The 15,612-nt window shown below is 65.1% G+C and carries 15 protein-coding genes; 11 read left to right on the top strand and 4 right to left on the bottom strand.

The window, feature by feature from the left end:
• Positions 1–181: 181 nt before the first annotated feature.
• On the top strand, positions 182–706 hold the full coding sequence (locus UP10_RS25390; protein WP_044589917.1) for a DUF6101 family protein: 525 nt from the start codon (positions 182–184) through the stop codon (positions 704–706).
• Between the two features lie 126 nt (positions 707–832).
• Here UP10_RS25390 and ubiA read toward each other — a convergent pair whose 3' ends face one another.
• Both ubiA and UP10_RS25380 read right to left on the bottom strand, forming a co-directional pair.
• The gene (gene ubiA, locus UP10_RS25385) at positions 833–1,765 is read right to left on the bottom strand and encodes a 4-hydroxybenzoate octaprenyltransferase (RefSeq protein ID WP_044589916.1); all 933 of its coding nucleotides are present in this window, start codon (positions 1,763–1,765) and stop codon (positions 833–835) included.
• Between the two features lie 25 nt (positions 1,766–1,790).
• Complete coding sequence (locus UP10_RS25380) at positions 1,791–2,525, bottom strand: hypothetical protein (protein ID WP_044589915.1); 735 nt, start codon at positions 2,523–2,525, stop codon at positions 1,791–1,793.
• A 207-nt stretch (positions 2,526–2,732) separates the two neighbouring features.
• Here UP10_RS25380 and UP10_RS25375 point away from each other — a divergent pair, with 207 nt between their 5' ends.
• The 6 genes from UP10_RS25375 to UP10_RS25350 all read left to right on the top strand — a co-directional run bounded on the left by UP10_RS25375 (position 2,733) and on the right by UP10_RS25350 (position 8,945).
• The gene (locus UP10_RS25375; protein WP_044589914.1) at positions 2,733–3,485 is read left to right on the top strand and encodes a 16S rRNA (uracil(1498)-N(3))-methyltransferase; all 753 of its coding nucleotides are present in this window, start codon (positions 2,733–2,735) and stop codon (positions 3,483–3,485) included.
• A gap of 255 nt (positions 3,486–3,740) precedes the next feature.
• On the top strand, positions 3,741–4,928 hold the full coding sequence (locus UP10_RS25370; RefSeq protein ID WP_502692257.1) for an ATP phosphoribosyltransferase regulatory subunit: 1,188 nt from the start codon (positions 3,741–3,743) through the stop codon (positions 4,926–4,928).
• Positions 4,925–5,902, top strand: a complete 978-nt coding sequence (gene hisG / locus UP10_RS25365; protein WP_044589913.1) for an ATP phosphoribosyltransferase — start codon at positions 4,925–4,927, stop codon at positions 5,900–5,902. The genes UP10_RS25370 and hisG overlap by 4 nt, the downstream gene beginning before the upstream one ends.
• A gap of 183 nt (positions 5,903–6,085) precedes the next feature.
• On the top strand, positions 6,086–7,132 hold the full coding sequence (locus UP10_RS25360; RefSeq protein WP_044589912.1) for a glycosyltransferase family 2 protein: 1,047 nt from the start codon (positions 6,086–6,088) through the stop codon (positions 7,130–7,132).
• Positions 7,129–7,974, top strand: coding sequence for a ChbG/HpnK family deacetylase (locus UP10_RS25355; protein ID WP_044589911.1), 846 nt, complete (start codon positions 7,129–7,131; stop codon positions 7,972–7,974). The genes UP10_RS25360 and UP10_RS25355 overlap by 4 nt, the downstream gene beginning before the upstream one ends.
• Before the next feature lie 128 nt (positions 7,975–8,102).
• Positions 8,103–8,945, top strand: a complete 843-nt coding sequence (locus tag UP10_RS25350) for a DUF2076 domain-containing protein (RefSeq protein WP_044590117.1) — start codon at positions 8,103–8,105, stop codon at positions 8,943–8,945.
• 63 nt (positions 8,946–9,008) lie between these two features.
• Here UP10_RS25350 and UP10_RS25345 read toward each other — a convergent pair whose 3' ends face one another.
• Positions 9,009–9,812 (bottom strand): L,D-transpeptidase, encoded by an 804-nt coding sequence (locus UP10_RS25345; protein WP_044589910.1) that lies wholly within the window; start codon positions 9,810–9,812, stop codon positions 9,009–9,011.
• Between the two features lie 307 nt (positions 9,813–10,119).
• Here UP10_RS25345 and UP10_RS25340 point away from each other — a divergent pair, with 307 nt between their 5' ends.
• Entirely contained in the window at positions 10,120–10,905 is a 786-nt protein-coding gene (locus tag UP10_RS25340) for a protein phosphatase CheZ (protein ID WP_044538899.1), read from the top strand.
• Between the two features lie 258 nt (positions 10,906–11,163).
• Here the strand turns inward: UP10_RS25340 and UP10_RS25335 are convergent, their stop codons facing one another.
• Complete coding sequence (locus UP10_RS25335) at positions 11,164–11,679, bottom strand: hypothetical protein (protein ID WP_044589909.1); 516 nt, start codon at positions 11,677–11,679, stop codon at positions 11,164–11,166.
• 314 nt (positions 11,680–11,993) lie between these two features.
• On the opposite strand from UP10_RS25335, the gene UP10_RS25330 reads away from it, so the two are divergent.
• From UP10_RS25330 to UP10_RS25320, 3 genes are all read left to right on the top strand, one after another.
• Positions 11,994–12,290, top strand: coding sequence for a co-chaperone GroES (locus tag UP10_RS25330; protein ID WP_044589908.1), 297 nt, complete (start codon positions 11,994–11,996; stop codon positions 12,288–12,290).
• A gap of 305 nt (positions 12,291–12,595) precedes the next feature.
• Entirely contained in the window at positions 12,596–14,242 is a 1,647-nt protein-coding gene (gene groL, locus UP10_RS25325; RefSeq protein WP_044589907.1) for a chaperonin GroEL, read from the top strand.
• A gap of 117 nt (positions 14,243–14,359) precedes the next feature.
• Complete coding sequence (locus tag UP10_RS25320; RefSeq protein ID WP_044589906.1) at positions 14,360–15,556, top strand: hypothetical protein; 1,197 nt, start codon at positions 14,360–14,362, stop codon at positions 15,554–15,556.
• The last annotated feature ends 56 nt before the right edge of the window (positions 15,557–15,612 follow it).

Here is a 15,612-nt window from a genome sequence, read left to right as displayed (position 1 = left end):
AACATTCTCGGCATCACGTCAAGGCTTCGTCAATCATGCGGGCCAACGCCTTGTCAATCATGCCTGCAGACACAGCGCCGGTGACATCGGGTTAACCAGGCTTTTTAAGCCGAAACGGAAATCGCTCGGCTAAGATCTCACGCATCGACCGGGAACATAATCCCGGCGGGGAGATAAATCGGTGAGGCGTCAAACACCAACAAGCGGAATCAATTCCGCCGGGTCGAGCTGCGCGTTGCGGCTCGACCCTCTTTCCCTTCCGCTCAGCTTCCATGCGCAGGATTTGCGCGCGGATGGCGGGACGCGGCAGATCGAGCTTCATCGCGAACGCGTCGTGCTGCGCCGTGCCATCAAGGGCATGCGGATGGCCGTCAATGTTCGCGTCAGCGATTTCCTCGGCATCGCGGTGCGCAGCATCGACGATGCGCAGATGCTGGTGCTGGTTCACCGCGATCCCTCGCTCGCCATTCCGCTCGGCACCAGCTCCGACGCCGAGGAGCTCGCGCAGGCATGGCAAATGTGGAGCGACATCTTCCGTCTTCCGCAACTGACCGAGCAAGCGCCGCGCGAACCGGCCCCGCGCCGCCGCCGCCGCAACGCCATCCGTGCCCGCCGCCCGAGATTCCTGGTCCGCCGCCGCGCCGGCTTTCGCCTCAATGAGGCGAGCGTGCATCGCGACGAGCGCGAGATCATCGCGCGGGATTGAGCTTGCTCGAGCCAACATAACGGTCGTCGTCCCGGCGAAAGCCGGGACGACACCGAATTTGTTGAACCGCTTTCGAGTCACACATTCGCGTTCTCGCGACATGATTCGTCCGAGACGGCATAGTCGTCACGCAGCGCGCATCACCGCGTCGATTACCAGGGCTGCGAACAGGATCAACCCTGCCACGCGATTGGACCAGAAGATGCGCCCGCAGAGCGCGGGATCGCTGATGTCGAGCCGCCGGATCTGCCAGGCGAGATGCAGCGCGAACGCCGCGAGGCCGATCCAGGCCGGCCAGCGTACGCCGGCGAGCGCGAACGCCACGCCGATCAGCAGCACCGCAAGGCCGTAGAACACCACGAGCGCGCGATGGGTGCGGGCACCGAACAGACGCGCGGTGGATTTGACACCGATCAGCGCATCGTCTTCGGTGTCCTGATGGGCATAGATGGTGTCGTAGCCGATCACCCAGGCGATCGATCCGGCATAGAGCGCCAGCGCGGTTACATCGATCCGTTCGAGCGTCACCGCAAATCCCATCAGCGCACCGTAGGAAAAGGCGAGGCCGAGCACGACCTGCGGCCACCAGGTGATGCGCTTCATGAAGGGATAGATCGCGACGATCACCAGCGAGGCGAGGCCGGTCAGGACAGCAAAGCGGTTGAACTGCAGCAGCACCACGAGACCGAGCAATGCCTGCAGGACCATGAAGGCCAACGCCTGCATCACGGTCACCTGCCCGGCCGGGATCGGCCGCGATCGCGTGCGCTCGACCTTGGCATCGAGATCGCGATCGGTGATGTCGTTCCAGGTGCAGCCTGCACCGCGCATCACGAAGGCACCGATGAAGAACAACAGGACGACCAGCGGCAACGACCTGACGTCATGCGCGACGCCGGCGGCGAGTGCCGCCGACCACCAGCATGGCATCAGCAACAGCCACGATCCGATCGAGCGATCGAACCGCGCGAGCCGCAGATAAGGCCGCGACCATGCCGGCGCGTGCGTATCGACCCAGTTGCCTGTGGAATCGGCAACGCGGGTGGAGACGTCGCTCATAGCATACAGGTCATCGGGTAACCGGTCATCGAGTGAGAACGTTGCCGTTGAGCGTATCGAAGGTGCTGCCGCCCTTCTTCGTCGCCGTCGCCTCGGGCAGCGCGGCGGACGACCCCAGCACGTCGCTCAGCGACGGACCTGCCGGCCCGCGCGGCTGCGACGCCGCCTGCTGCGCGACGGTGCAAACCTTCTTCTGCAGGGCTTCCGTATTCTTGTGACCGGCCTTGAGCTGGTCGCCGATCTGCGGCGGGATCCCGCATTTGCTCGAGTTGGTCTCGACATACTTGATCATCTTGACTTCGGCCTGGCTGTAATTGCCGATCAGCTTGCAGGCCTCGTCCGGACCGGCATGCCTATCGCTGGCCGCCTTGATCGCCTTGCCGCGCTTTTCAGTCTCCTCGCGCAGCGGAACGAAGTTTTTCATGCAGGCCTCGTCGGGGCCACCTGCCGCAGGTCCTGGCGGAGGCGGCGGCGACGAGAGGGCGCCGCCGGCGATGGGCGCGGCACCGTTGGTCGGAAACGCCGAGGGCGTCGTGCCGACTCTGGACGCAGGCGTGCCGTTGACCGGCGGAAACGCGGGGTCGGCGGCAGCGGCGGTCGAGGCCCTGGCGGCCGGTGCGCCTTTGACCGGTGGAAACGCAGGATCGGCGGCGGTGCCGGCCTGACCGGGCAACGGGGCCGGAAATGCGCTCTGGGCGGCGGCCTGGCCTGCGGACAGGGCGGTCGCGGCAATGGTCAGCACGAGCAGGCGGCGGATCATCGAGGGTGGTTCTCCGGCAAAGGTTCAGGCAACCCCGGCGGCTTCCAAACGAAGCAACGAAATTTGAGGGGGCGTTTTACGATTCCTGCGAACCCTTAACAACCCGTCGATTTGGGCGACAGCGCGGCGTAGCGCCACGTCGCCACATTAAATTGTTCCCGGATTGTAAGCCTTTAGGCTACGAACGACGGGAAAACGGACCATTATATGCCTGAATTCGACTTTCGCGCTCCACGGCTGTTCGTCGACGCGCCCTTGGGCGCCGGCCAGACGGTCGAGCTTGACCGCAACCAGAGCAACTATCTCGGCAACGTGCTGCGGCTGGCCGCAGGCGACACGGTGCTGGTGTTCAACGGCCGCGACGGCGAGTGGCGCGCAGAGATCGGCGGCCGCAAGCGGGCCGATACGCTCGCAATCATCGCGCAGACCCGCGCGCAGGATCATCTTCCCGATATCACCTATCTGTTCGCGCCGCTGAAGCACGCGCGGCTCGATTACATGGTGCAGAAGGCGGTCGAGATGGGGTGCGCGCGGCTACAGCCGGTGCTGACGCGGTTCACCCAGGTGTCGCGGGTCAATGGCGAACGGATGCGCGCCAATGTGATCGAGGCGGCCGAGCAATGTGGCATCATCTCGCTCGCCGAGATGGCCGATCCTGTGCCGCTCGGCCGCTTGCTGGCGAGCCGGGACCCGGCGCGGCTGCTGGTGTTCTGCGACGAGGCCGCCGAGGTCACCGATCCGGTGCAGGCCTTGCGGGCCGCAACGGCTGCCAATGCCGGGATCGATGTCCTGATCGGCCCGGAAGGCGGCTTTGCCGAGGAGGAGCGCGCACTGCTGACGCGCCAGCCGAACATCCTCCGGCTCGCGCTCGGTCCGCGGATCCTGCGGGCGGACACGGCAGCGGTGGCGGCGTTGGCACTGGTGCAGGCGGCGCTGGGGGATTGGCGGAAGTGTCAGTAGCCCGGATGCAGCGAAGCGAAATCCGGGACACTTCGTGCCGTCGACCGACCCGGATTGCGCTGCGCTCCATCCGGGCTACGGGTCCGGGGCGACATCTTCCCCTAGCCAAGCCGTCGTAAAATCGTTAACGAACCCAATCATTAAGCCACTTGGCCGTTCCCTGTCGAAACCCCGGTATGGCCATGGTATTGGCTGCGCCAAACCAACCTGGAACCCGGCCCTGGAACCCGATTTCGGGGCCAATTGGACGTCGAGATGACCGAAGCTGCCGCAACACGCATGCCTCAATCCGCCGGGGGGTCAGCCAACGGATCGGCTTCCTGGGCGGATGCGCTGCTGCTGTCGTTCGCGCAGGCCGGTTACATCAGGGCTGAGCCCGGCATCCTGCAGCCGGCCGAGCCGTTCCTCGACCTCTCCGGCGAGGACATCCGCAAGAGCCTTTACCTGACGACGGACGCCACCGGCGAGGAACTCTGCCTGCGCCCGGACCTCACGATTCCCGTGGCGCGCGACTACCTCGCCTCCATCAGGGCAGGCCAGCCGGCCGGCTTCAGCTATCTCGGTCCGGTGTTCCGCTATCGCGGCGGCGCCGCGAGCGAGTTCCTGCAGGCCGGCGTCGAATCGTTCGGCCGCCAGGATCGCGCTGCGGCCGATGCCGAGATGCTGGCGCTGGCGTTGGAAGCGACCACGGCGTTCGGGGTGACCGATGTCGAGATCCGCACCGGCGACGTCGCGCTGTTCAATGCGCTGATCGATGCGCTCGAGCTCTATCCGGTATGGCGGCGGCGGCTGATCAAGGATTTCAATCGCAAGGTCTCGCTGACCGACGACATCGAGCGGCTGACGCTCAAAACCGCGCCCGGCCGCAACGAATATGAGGGCGTGCTCGCAGCCCTCGCTGGCTCCGACCGCAAGGCGGCGCTGGCGCTGGTCACCGACCTGATGTCGATCGCGGGCACCACCAATGTCGGCGGACGAACGGTTGCCGAGATCGCCGATCGCTTCCTCGAGCAATCCACTCTGAAGGCCGGCGCGCTACCGCGCGATGCGGTCGATATCATCAAGCGCTTCCTTGCGATCGCAGGCGATCCTGACGATGCGATCGCGCAGCTGCGCGCGCTCGCCGGGGACGCCAAGCTCAATCTCGGCGCCGCGATCGACCAGTTCGAAAGCCGCGTCGGCTTCATGGCCGCGCGCGGCATCGACACCCATCGGACGCGGTTCTCGACCTCGTTCGGCCGCGGCCTCGACTATTACACCGGCTTCGAGTTCGAGCTGCACGCCAAAGGCAACGGCGCCGAGCCGCTGGTCGCGGGCGGCCGCTATGATGGATTGATGACCCAGCTCGGCTCGGCAACCCCGATCCCCGCGGTCGGCTTCTCGGTCTGGATCGAAGCCTTGACGCAACATGGCAAGCCCGCGACCAAGGGAGGCGCGGCATGAGCGCGCCCTTCGTCGTCGCCGTTCCCTCCAAGGGGCGGCTGCAGGAAAATGCCGAAGGCTTCTTTGCCCGCGCCGGGCTGACGCTGGCAAAGCCGGGCGGCGCGCGCGACTATCGCGGCACCATCGCCGGCCTCGACAATGTCGAGATCGCCTATCTCTCGGCGAGCGAGATCGCGGCCAATCTGGCGCGCGGCGCCGTGCATCTCGGCGTCACCGGCGAGGATCTGGTGCGCGAGAGCATTACCGATGCCGACAAGCGCGTGCTGTTGATCGAGAGCCTCGGCTTCGGCAGCGCCAATGTCGTGGTCGCGGTGCCGCAGGCCTGGATCGACGTCCGTACCATGGCCGATCTCGACGACGTCGCCTCCGGCTTCCGCGAGCAGCATAATCACCGCATGCGGGTCGCGACCAAATACATCAATTTGACGCGCGGCTTCTTCGCCAAGCACGGCGTCGGCGACTACCGCATCGTCGAGAGCACCGGTGCGACCGAAGGCGCGCCCGCGGCCGGCACCGCCGAATTGATCGTCGACATCACCACGACCGGCGCCACACTGGCGGCGAACGGGCTGAAGGTGCTCGACGACGGCATGATCCTGCGCAGCCAGGCCAATCTGGTCGCTTCCCGGGATGCCGACTGGTCGAACGGCGCGCGCGAGACCGCACGCGTCATCCTCGACCACATCGCCGCGCGCGCCCGCGCCAGCAAGCATCGCGAGGTCCGCACCCGCTTTGCCGGCTGCAACGACGCGCTGCTGTCGGAGGCGCATAACCGCTTCGGCGTGGTCGCCCCGTTCGGCGGGCCGACCTCGTCGGGCATGCTCACGCTGCACTGCCCACCCGGCAAGCTCTACGCGCTCGGCAGCTTCCTGCGCGACCACGGCGCCGACACGGTGTCGGTGGTGTCGCTCGACTACGTGTTCGACCGCGAGAATCCGCTGTTCGCCAGGCTCGAGACGTTCCTGCGACAATGAGTCGTCAGTGCCGTTCATCCTGGCGACAGATGGCGCCCGGTACCATATTCTGTCCCGAAGCGTTTTCGAGCGAAGTGGACACCGGTTCGCGTGAAGAAAACGCGTTAAAACAAGAATCGAGCACTTTTGGTTCTGATTCAATCAGAACCGAAAGTGCTCTAGAGTACTGATGAGACCTGACCGATGACGCTCGGCTCCGATGTTTCCGGCCTGACCACGACCGCTGCCAATGCTGCGGCGCGAGGGCTGTCGATTGTCGTGCCTGTCTACAACGAGGCCGCCGGGCTTGTCGCGCTGCACCAGCGGCTGGTCGAGCTCGCCAAAACTCTGCGTAACCGCTACGGCCTTGCCTGCGAAGTGGTCTATGTCGACGACGGCAGCGTCGACTCGACGCTTTCGATCGCGCGCAGCCTTCCTGCAGAAGCGCTCGACGTCCAGGTGGTGTCGCTGTCGCGCAATTTCGGCAAGGAGGCGGCGCTGATGGCCGGCCTCGACCACGCCCACCGCGGCGCGGTGCTGTTCATGGACGGCGACGGCCAGCATCCGCCTGATCTGGTGGAGCGGCTGGTCGCGCACTGGATCGATGACGGCTACGACGTGGTCTACACCGCGAAGGCCAACCGCGACAATGAATCGGCGACACGGCGGCTTGCGGTGCGCGGTTTCTATTCGCTGATCAATTGGGGTGCGCGGCAGAAGATCCCGGCGGATGCCGGCGACTTCCGCCTGCTGTCGCCGCGCGCGGCCGCGGCGTTGCGGCAATTGCCGGAGCGCAACCGCTTCTTCAAGGGCCTGGCAAGCTGGATCGGCTTCAAGCAGATCCGCGTCGACTACGAGCCGGCGGCGCGCGCGCATGGCGTCACCAACTTCAATGCCGGCCGGCTGATCGGCCTGTCGATCGAGGGCCTGACCTCGTTCTCGGTGGCGCCGCTGCGCTTCGCCAGCCTGCTCGGCGCGCTGCTCGCGGGCGCGGCGTTCCTGTTCGGTCTCTCGATCCTCTGGGAGGTCTGGACCACCGGCAAGCAGGTCCCTGGTTATCCGTCGCTGATGATCGGCGTGATGACGATCGGCGGTGTGCAGCTGATCATGATCGGCATCGTCGGCGAATATATCGGCAAGATCCTCTCCGAGTTGAAGGCGCGGCCGATCTACTTCGTCGCCGAGCATAGCGAGAAGCGCGCCGGCGAGGAGACCGCTGCAACCGCCACCGAGCGGACCGCCGCCGAATGAACGGCGCAGCACCGCCATGCCGGATCTGGCTGTGTGCTGACGATTACGGCTTGAGTGACGGCGTCAACCGCGCGATCCGCGACCTGATCGAACGCGGCCGGCTCAACGCGACGTCGGTGATGATGGTGACGCCTGCGATCGGCCGCGATGCCGCGGCCGCGCTGCAGGCTTCAGTCGCAAAGAGCCCGCGTTGCGCGATCGGCCTGCATGTGACGCTGACCGCGCCGTTCCGGCCGCTGACGCTGCATTTCCGCCCGCTCGATGGCGACATGTTCCTGCCCTTCCCGAAGCTGCTGCGCAGCGGGCTGTTGCGGCGGCTCGATGCCGAGCGTGTGCATGTCGAGGTGCTGGCGCAGCTCGACACCTTCACGGAGCTGTTCGGCCGCGCGCCCGATTTCGTCGACGGCCATCAGCACGCACAACTCTTCCCGCAGGTGCGCGACGGATTTCTGCGCGCGGTGAAGGAGCGCGCGCCGGAGGCGTGGGTGCGCCAGGGCGGGCTCAATTTGCCGCTCACGCAGCGGATCACCGGGCTCAAGACGCTGCTGCTTGATGTGCTCAGCACGCAATTCCGCAACAAGGCGAGAAGACTCGGCTTGCGCTTCAATCCAACCTTTGCGGGCGCCTATGACTACACCAGGGAGCCCGATTTCGGTCCGCTGATACGCGGCTTTCTGAAGGGCCTGCCGGAGGACGGGCTGGTGATGTGCCACCCCGGATTCGTCGACGAGACGCTCAGAAGTCTCGATCCGCTGACGACGCAGCGCGAGAAGGAACATGCCTATCTCGCAAGCGACGATTTCGCCGCGCTGCTCGCCCTGAACAATGTTACACTGGCCTGAATTCGTTCATAAAAATCGTCCGGTCGTTTTGTCGCATACATAAATTTAATTCGCCCGCCCACTCCTTGCGCCACAAAGCGGCCCTACATGTGCGGCGCGCCGATGAGATCGACGCGATGGAGAACGTCATGACACCGCAAGAACGCCAACTGATCGACGATCTGTTCGACCGGCTCGCCAAGCTGGAGAATGCCCCGCGCGACAACGAAGCCATGTCCGCGATCATGCAGGGCCTGCGCACCGCGCCGAATGCGGTCTACGCGCTGGTGCAGACGGCGCTGGTGCAGGACGAGGCGCTGAAGCGAGCTCACGATCATATCCAGGAGCTGGAAGCGGAGCTCGGCCCGCAGCAGGGCGGGCAACAGCAATCGGGCGGCTTCCTCGATTCGATGCGCGACGCGATCTTCGGGCAGGGCCAGCCGCAAGGACAGTCACACGGCTCGGTGCCGCCGGTGCGCGCCCCTGACGTCGGCGGCCGCCCGGTCTGGAACTCGGGCCAGACGCTGCAGCAGGGGCAAGGCGGCGGCTATGGCCAACCTTACGGGCAGTCGCAAGGTTACGGGCAGTCCCAACCTTACGGCCAGTCCTATGGCGGGCCGCAGCAGCCGGCGTTCGGCGGCGGCGGTGGCGGTTCGTTCCTCGGCACCGCGGCAGCAGCGGCGGCCGGTGTCGTCGGCGGCTCAATGTTGTTGAGCAGCATCCGCGGCATGATGGGCGGCGGCAGCCATCAGTCGCTTGCCGATGCGGGCGGCCTCGGCGGCGGTTCGCGCCCGTGGGGCGGCGACCAGTCGTCAAGCAACCTTGCCCGTGACGCCGGGATCAACGACGTCAGCTCGTCCGGCCGTGACAATGATTCCGGCTCGCGCGCCGGCGCGTTCGACCAGGCGCAGGCCGACCAGGACCAAGACGATGATCAGGACGCCGACGATCTCGATGATAACGGCGGCGGCGACAACAGCGACTACGCCTGATCGCGATGAAACGAAAAACGGCCGCTCGATCGAGCGGCCGTTTTGATTCCGGCGTGAAGGATATCACATCACCACGACCTTGGCGCCGACATTGACGCGGCCGTAGAGGTCGATCACGTCCTCGTTGCGCATCCGGATGCAGCCGGAGGAGACGTTGGTGCCGATGGTCCAGGGCTCGTTGGAGCCGTGGATGCGGTAGAGCGAGGAGCCGAGATACATCGCGCGCGCGCCGAGCGGATTTTCCGGCCCGCCCACCATGTGCCGCGGCAAATCGGGACGGCGCACCAGCATTTCTGCCGGCGGGGTCCAGTCCGGCCATTCCTTCTTGGCCGAGACCGTCTTGACGCCGGCCCAGGTGAAGCCGGGCTTGCCGACGCCGATACCATAGCGCAGCGCGCGGCCGTCGCCCTGCACCAGATAGAGGAACTTGTTCGGGGTATCGACGACAATGGTGCCGACGCCTTCCCTGCCGTGATACTCGACCTGCTGCTTTTCATATTTCGGGTCGAACGGACGCTGCGTCGGATCGGCCGCCGACTCCTGCTGCTGATAGATCATCTGCTGTTGCGGATCCATCGGCGGCAGCCCGCGGCGATTGCCGTAATAGTCCGGCTGCTGCTGATACATCGGCTGCTGGGTGCCCTGCGACGACGGGCCGTCGCCGAACAGGAATTCGATGAAGCCGCCGCCCATGTTGGAGCGCTGCGGCTGCTGCACATAGGCTGTGCGCATCGGCGGTTGCGGCGCCGGCTGGCCGGCGTAGATCACGGTCGGCTCGGCTGATGCCGCGTCGATCGCCAGGGCGTGATGAGGGAACGCAATCAGGGACGCGCCGGCGAGCAGCGCAAGCGTGGTTTTCTGGAACATCGACGTACTCTGTACTGTTTCGTCGTGACGTGTTTCGCAGCCGGCACGGACTGCGCCGCTGCACGTGGTCAATAAGCAATGAAAACCGCATCGGTTTGGTAAACAGATCAGGCGTTTCGATTCACCACGTCGGAAACGCTGCGCGCTTTTGCCGGACAGCGTTTATTTTGGATGAACGCGCGACCGACATGGTTAACCGCGATTTGACGGCGCGTTGCATCATGTGCGCCAAAATGTTCCCGCGTGAACCTCACGTTAAATCGCCGCCGTCTAGATGTGGCTGATGTGAAGGGGTGGGAATGAAATCATGTCGGTTAGTCGCAAGCGTTTTCGTGTCGAGCAGGCCTTGATGGGCGATGTGCCGGTGCCGGAGTCCGTAGCTGCGGACGGCGTCGACATCGGTCCGATGCATCGCGAGATCATGGCGGAGCTTCGCGCCCTCCGCGCCCAGATGGCCGGCGGCTCCGCGCCGCGCGCCGCCGTCATCGAATCCGCCGAAGCCTCGGTCGCACGCGAAGTCGCCGATGCCAATGCGCTGCTCGAAACCTACCGCGCCCAGATCGAACAGTGCGAGAAGCTCAAGGTCGAGCTCGATTTGATCCACGATGCGATCAACCGCACCAAGCGCGAGATCGCCGTGCTGCATGGCACGAGCTTCAATGGCGACGAGATGGCCAAGGTCAATGGCGAGCTCGGTGCCGTGGTCGGCGGCACCGAACATGCCACCCAGCAGATCCTCGAGGCGGTCGAAGCGATCGACCAGGCCGCCAGCGCGCTGTCGAAGAATGTTTCGGCGGACCAGCAGAAGCTTCTCAGCGAAGAAATCCAGGAGCGCGTGATCGCGATCTTCGAGGCCTGCAACTTCCAGGACCTCACCGGCCAGCGCATCAGCAAGGTGATGCAGACGATGAAATTCATCGAGCAGCACATCAACGAGATGATGAACATCTGGGGCGGCGTCGACGCCATCAAGTCGCATGCGCCGCCGATCATCGACACCCGCGAGGGCGACGACCGCCTGCTCAACGGCCCGAAGCTCGACGGCGACGCCGGCCACGCCTCGCAGGACGACATCGACGCGCTGTTTGATTGAGAGCGGTCAGAGACAAACGGAAACGCCGGTCTTAGGACCGGCGTTTTTTGTTGGGCGATGGCCACGAGGCGCTCTTCGCTTCTCCCCTGTGGGAGAAGGTGGCGCGAAGCGCCGGATGAGGGATCTGTCTCCGCGGGCTCGGAACGAGAGAGGGTCGCCCGCGGAGAGAAACCCCTCACCCGGATCGCATCTTCGATGCGATCCGACCTCTCCCACAAGGGGAGGGGTGCACCACCTATGCGGTACCTATTCTCGAAATCACGCCCTTGGCGCGCAGCGGACGTAGACCATGTTGCCGTAGCGGGTGGCGGCGTCCTTGTCGACGAAGCGGGTGATCATGACGCGGCCGTCGAAGGAGACGATCTCGCGGTCCTGCTCGCCGGGGGTCGGGCCGGGCGGGCCGATATAGTTCTTGCCGCTCGGGGACCCCTTCAGCCGCAGTTCCTGCGGGGTGGCCTGGTCGGCCAGATGCATGATGACGCCGCCGGACTGGCCGGCGCCGATCACGTAGGGCTGCTTGCACTGGCCGCGCGCGGCATCTTCGGTGCGCTTGCGGTCGGGCGGGTTCTGGAACGAGGCGAGGCCCCAGCGGCCGACGATCTCGTCGGCGCGGATGGTCGCGGGCATTTCCGGAGCCACCCCCGGCTCGGCGGCGGGCTCGGTATTCGATGACAGCGACGGCAGGCTCATGCTGCCGCACGCCCCCAGGAATATGGTCAGCGCCGAGACAGCCGCGAGCCGTGCGACCATTCGCGCGTTGAGTGACCTGATCATTCATATCCCCCGACAATGGCCCGGCCGCACCCACCTGCAGCCAAGCGTAAAACGTAAGGCGGAGCAATGACGTCCAACAGAATTACGTCATGGCTACGATTCGGTTTCCCCTACCACCATGCTATATTGGCCTCACCAAGGCCTTAACCCCGGTTTGCTTGACAGAAACCGCGCCAAGTCATATTTCCCGGCGCACAATTAGCACTCTCACATCACGATTGCTAAATGCGTCGGGCGTCCTGCCCGGCGCCGACCGCATTTAACCCCGGTCCAGATGAACCGGACCTGAAACCAAGCCTGCAAGAGGGAACCTGATGGCTAAATCCAAATTCCGCCCGCTGCATGACCGTGTCGTGGTCAAGCGTATCGACGCCGAGGCAAAGACCAAGGGCGGCATTATCATTCCGGACAGTGCCAAGGAAAAGCCCTCCCAGGGCGAGATCGTCGCCGTTGGCCCGGGTGGCCGCGACGAGGCCGGCAAGCTGATCCCGATCGACCTCAAGATCGGCGACCGCGTGTTGTTCGGCAAGTGGTCGGGCACCGAGATCAAGCTCGACAGCGAGGAGCTCCTGATCATGAAGGAGTCCGACATCATGGGCGTGCTGGCCTGATAACTAATCAATAGCCGCCGCACACCGGCCGTCGGAGCAGTCACTTCTTCCCTTCTCCCATCGAAGTCGGATTTATCCGACTTCGACAAATTAAGATGCCCAACTCGGGTAAACCCGAGTTGGGGTGGGAGAAGGTGGCGCGCAAAGCGCGCCGGATGAGGAGTCTCCATCCGCGGAGACAGACCCCTCACCCGTCCGCGATGCTTCGCATCGCGTCCACCCTCTCCCACAAGGGGAGAGGGGAAGAAGACCCGGCGACGACAAGCGGCAAGATCATATCCAATTCAATCAGGAGAAAATTCAAAATGGCTGCCAAGGACGTAAAATTCGCCGGAGACGCCCGCGACCGCATGCTGCGCGGCGTCGACGTGCTCGCCAATGCCGTCAAGGTGACGCTCGGCCCGAAGGGCCGCAACGTCGTCATCGACAAGAGCTTCGGCGCCCCGCGCATCACCAAGGACGGCGTCACCGTCGCCAAGGAGATCGTGCTCGAGGACAAGTTCGAGAACATGGGCGCGCAGATGCTGCGCGAGGTCGCCTCCAAGACCAACGACACCGCCGGTGACGGCACCACCACCGCGACCGTGCTGGCGCAGGCGATCGTGCGCGAGGGCGCCAAGTCGGTTGCCGCCGGCATGAACCCGATGGATCTGAAGCGCGGCATCAACATTGCGGTCGCGGCCGTGGTCAAGGACATCGAGAAGCGCGCCAAGCCGGTCGCTTCCTCGGCCGAAGTCGCCCAGGTCGGCACCATTTCGGCCAATGGCGACGCCGCGATCGGCAAGATGATCGCGCAGGCGATGCAGAAGGTCGGCAATGAAGGCGTGATCACGGTCGAGGAGAACAAGTCGCTCGTGACTGAGGTCGACATCGTCGAAGGCATGAAGTTCGACCGCGGCTACCTCAGCCCCTACTTCGTCACCAACGCCGAGAAGATGACCGCCGAGCTCGAGGATGCTTACATCCTGCTGCACGAGAAGAAGGTGTCCGGCCTGCAGGCGATGCTGCCGGTGCTGGAAGCCGTGGTGCAGTCCGGCAAGCCGCTGCTGATCCTCGCCGAGGACGTCGAGGGCGAGGCGCTGGCAACGCTGGTGGTCAACCGCCTGCGCGGCGGGTTGAAGGTCGCCGCCGTCAAGGCGCCGGGCTTCGGCGATCGCCGCAAGGCGATGCTCGAGGACATCGCGATCCTGACCGGTGGTCAGCTGATCTCCGATGACCTCGGCATGAAGCTCGAAAGCGTCACCATCAACATGCTGGGACGCGCCGGCAAGATCGTGATCGACAAGGAGAACACCACGATCGTCAAGGGCGCCGGCAAGAAGAAGGACATCGACGCCCGCGTTGGCCAGATCAAGGCGCAGATCGAGGAAACCACCTCGGACTACGACCGTGAGAAGCTGCAGGAGCGTCTGGCCAAGCTCGCCGGCGGCGTCGCGGTGATCCGCGTCGGCGGCGCGACCGAGATCGAGGTCAAGGAGAAGAAGGACCGTGTCGAGGACGCGCTGAACGCGACCCGCGCCGCGGTGCAGGAAGGCATCGTGCCCGGCGGCGGCGTGGCGCTGCTGCGTGCCAAGAAGGCGGTCGGCCGCATCGCCAACGCCAATGCCGACGTCCAGGCCGGCATCAACATCGTGCTCAAGGCGCTGGAAGCTCCGATCCGCCAGATCGCGGAGAATGCCGGCGTCGAGGGCTCGATCGTGGTCGGCAAGATCCTCGAGAACAAGTCGGAGACCTTCGGCTTCGACGCCCAGACCGAGGAGTATGTCGACATGGTCGAGAAGGGCATCATCGACCCCGCCAAGGTGGTGCGCACGGCGCTGCAGGACGCCTCCTCCGTGGCCGGCCTCTTGGTGACCACCGAAGCCATGGTCGCCGAACTGCCCAAGGACGCGGCGCCGGCGATGCCCGGTGGCGGCGGCATGGGTGGAATGGGCGGCATGGGCGGGTTCTAGGCCCTTCCGTCCATCAGTATCGAGATCGAAGGCCGCCTCCGGGCGGCCTTCTTTTTGGCCAATGACACAGAGGTTTGGTACTTACGGATACCGATTCGGCCCTCCGAGGACCCCTCAATGCGCGCGCTTCCGCTGCTCCTGCTCGGTCTTGTTGCTGCCTCAGCCCCTGCCTTTGCCCAGATCAAGCTCCAGCAGAAGGCCGGAGCCGGTGGTCCCGAGACGCGCTATTTCACCGCGATGGACGGGCTGATGGACGGCAATGCCGACGTCATCCTGAAGGAGACCCGGCAGGGCAAGACCGTCACCGCAGCCGTGCTCGACGTCTGCTATCCCGTCGACAAGAGCTCCGACCGCAAGGACCGCTTCGTCGCCAACCTCACCGTCAACGGCCAGACCCTCTCCGGCTCGACCCAGAGCATCGCCGACAAGCAGCCGGTCGCCGTCAAGCTGACCCGCAAGCCGACCGGCGAGACGTTCGAATTCCGCGGCCAGATCACGGTCGGCCAGACCGTGACCGAGGTCGCCTCGTCTGACAATTCCGACCTCAGCGAGAAGGAATTCCAGGACAACCAGACCTCGGACGACGGCATCACTCCGCAGCCGAAGGATTTCACCGACGTCTCGCCGGAGTCGGTCGGCGTGCGGGTGAAGCTTGAGCAGGCCGCCGACTTCCTCAAGAGCCTGAAGGGCGAGACGGTCGAGATCGGCACCAGCAGCCTCGCCGTCACCTGCGACGCGATGCGCGCCGGCGAGCAGACCATCAACCTCACCGTCGATCCCGAGCATTCGGCGGCGCTGCTTGCCAAGGCGAAATCGACCCAAGGCGTGACCGCGGCGGGCTGGACCAGCGGCGTGGTCGAGATGGACCGCACCATCCGCTTTGCCGCCGCCGACTGGCGCGACGGCGACAAGATCAACAAGGACAAGATCGCATCCGCTGTCGCGGGCGTGCTGGCGAAAACCCTGTCCGCCAAGCCGGCTTCCGCAATCTGGAACGCGAACACCGGCAAGCTCAAGCTGATCCTGAAGCGGCCGAGCGGCGTCTACCCGGCCCTCGGTCTCACCCAGAATCTCGAAGTCACTGCGCTGGTCTCGCCCGACAAGCCCGGCGCCACCGACCGGCTGATGCTGTGGGTCTCGAGCCCGGCGACCTCGACCACGGACGACAGCGCCGGCGCGAAGCTGAACCTGTCCGACGACTCCGCGAGCGACGAGGAAGGCAACGAGCCGAAGAACGACAACGGCTCAATCGACGCGCTGACCAGGGAGTTCAAGGGCCAGCGCTGGGACGCCGACAAGTCGGTGTGGAAGTAGACTCGTCATCCATCGTCCTGACGTTCGACTCCATCACGCACTTCTTTTCCTCAATG

The sequence above is a fragment of the Bradyrhizobium sp. LTSPM299 genome (assembly GCF_000938235.1).
GTDB lineage: Bacteria > Pseudomonadota > Alphaproteobacteria > Rhizobiales > Xanthobacteraceae > Bradyrhizobium.
This window is presented reverse-complemented; position numbering and strand designations above follow the sequence as displayed.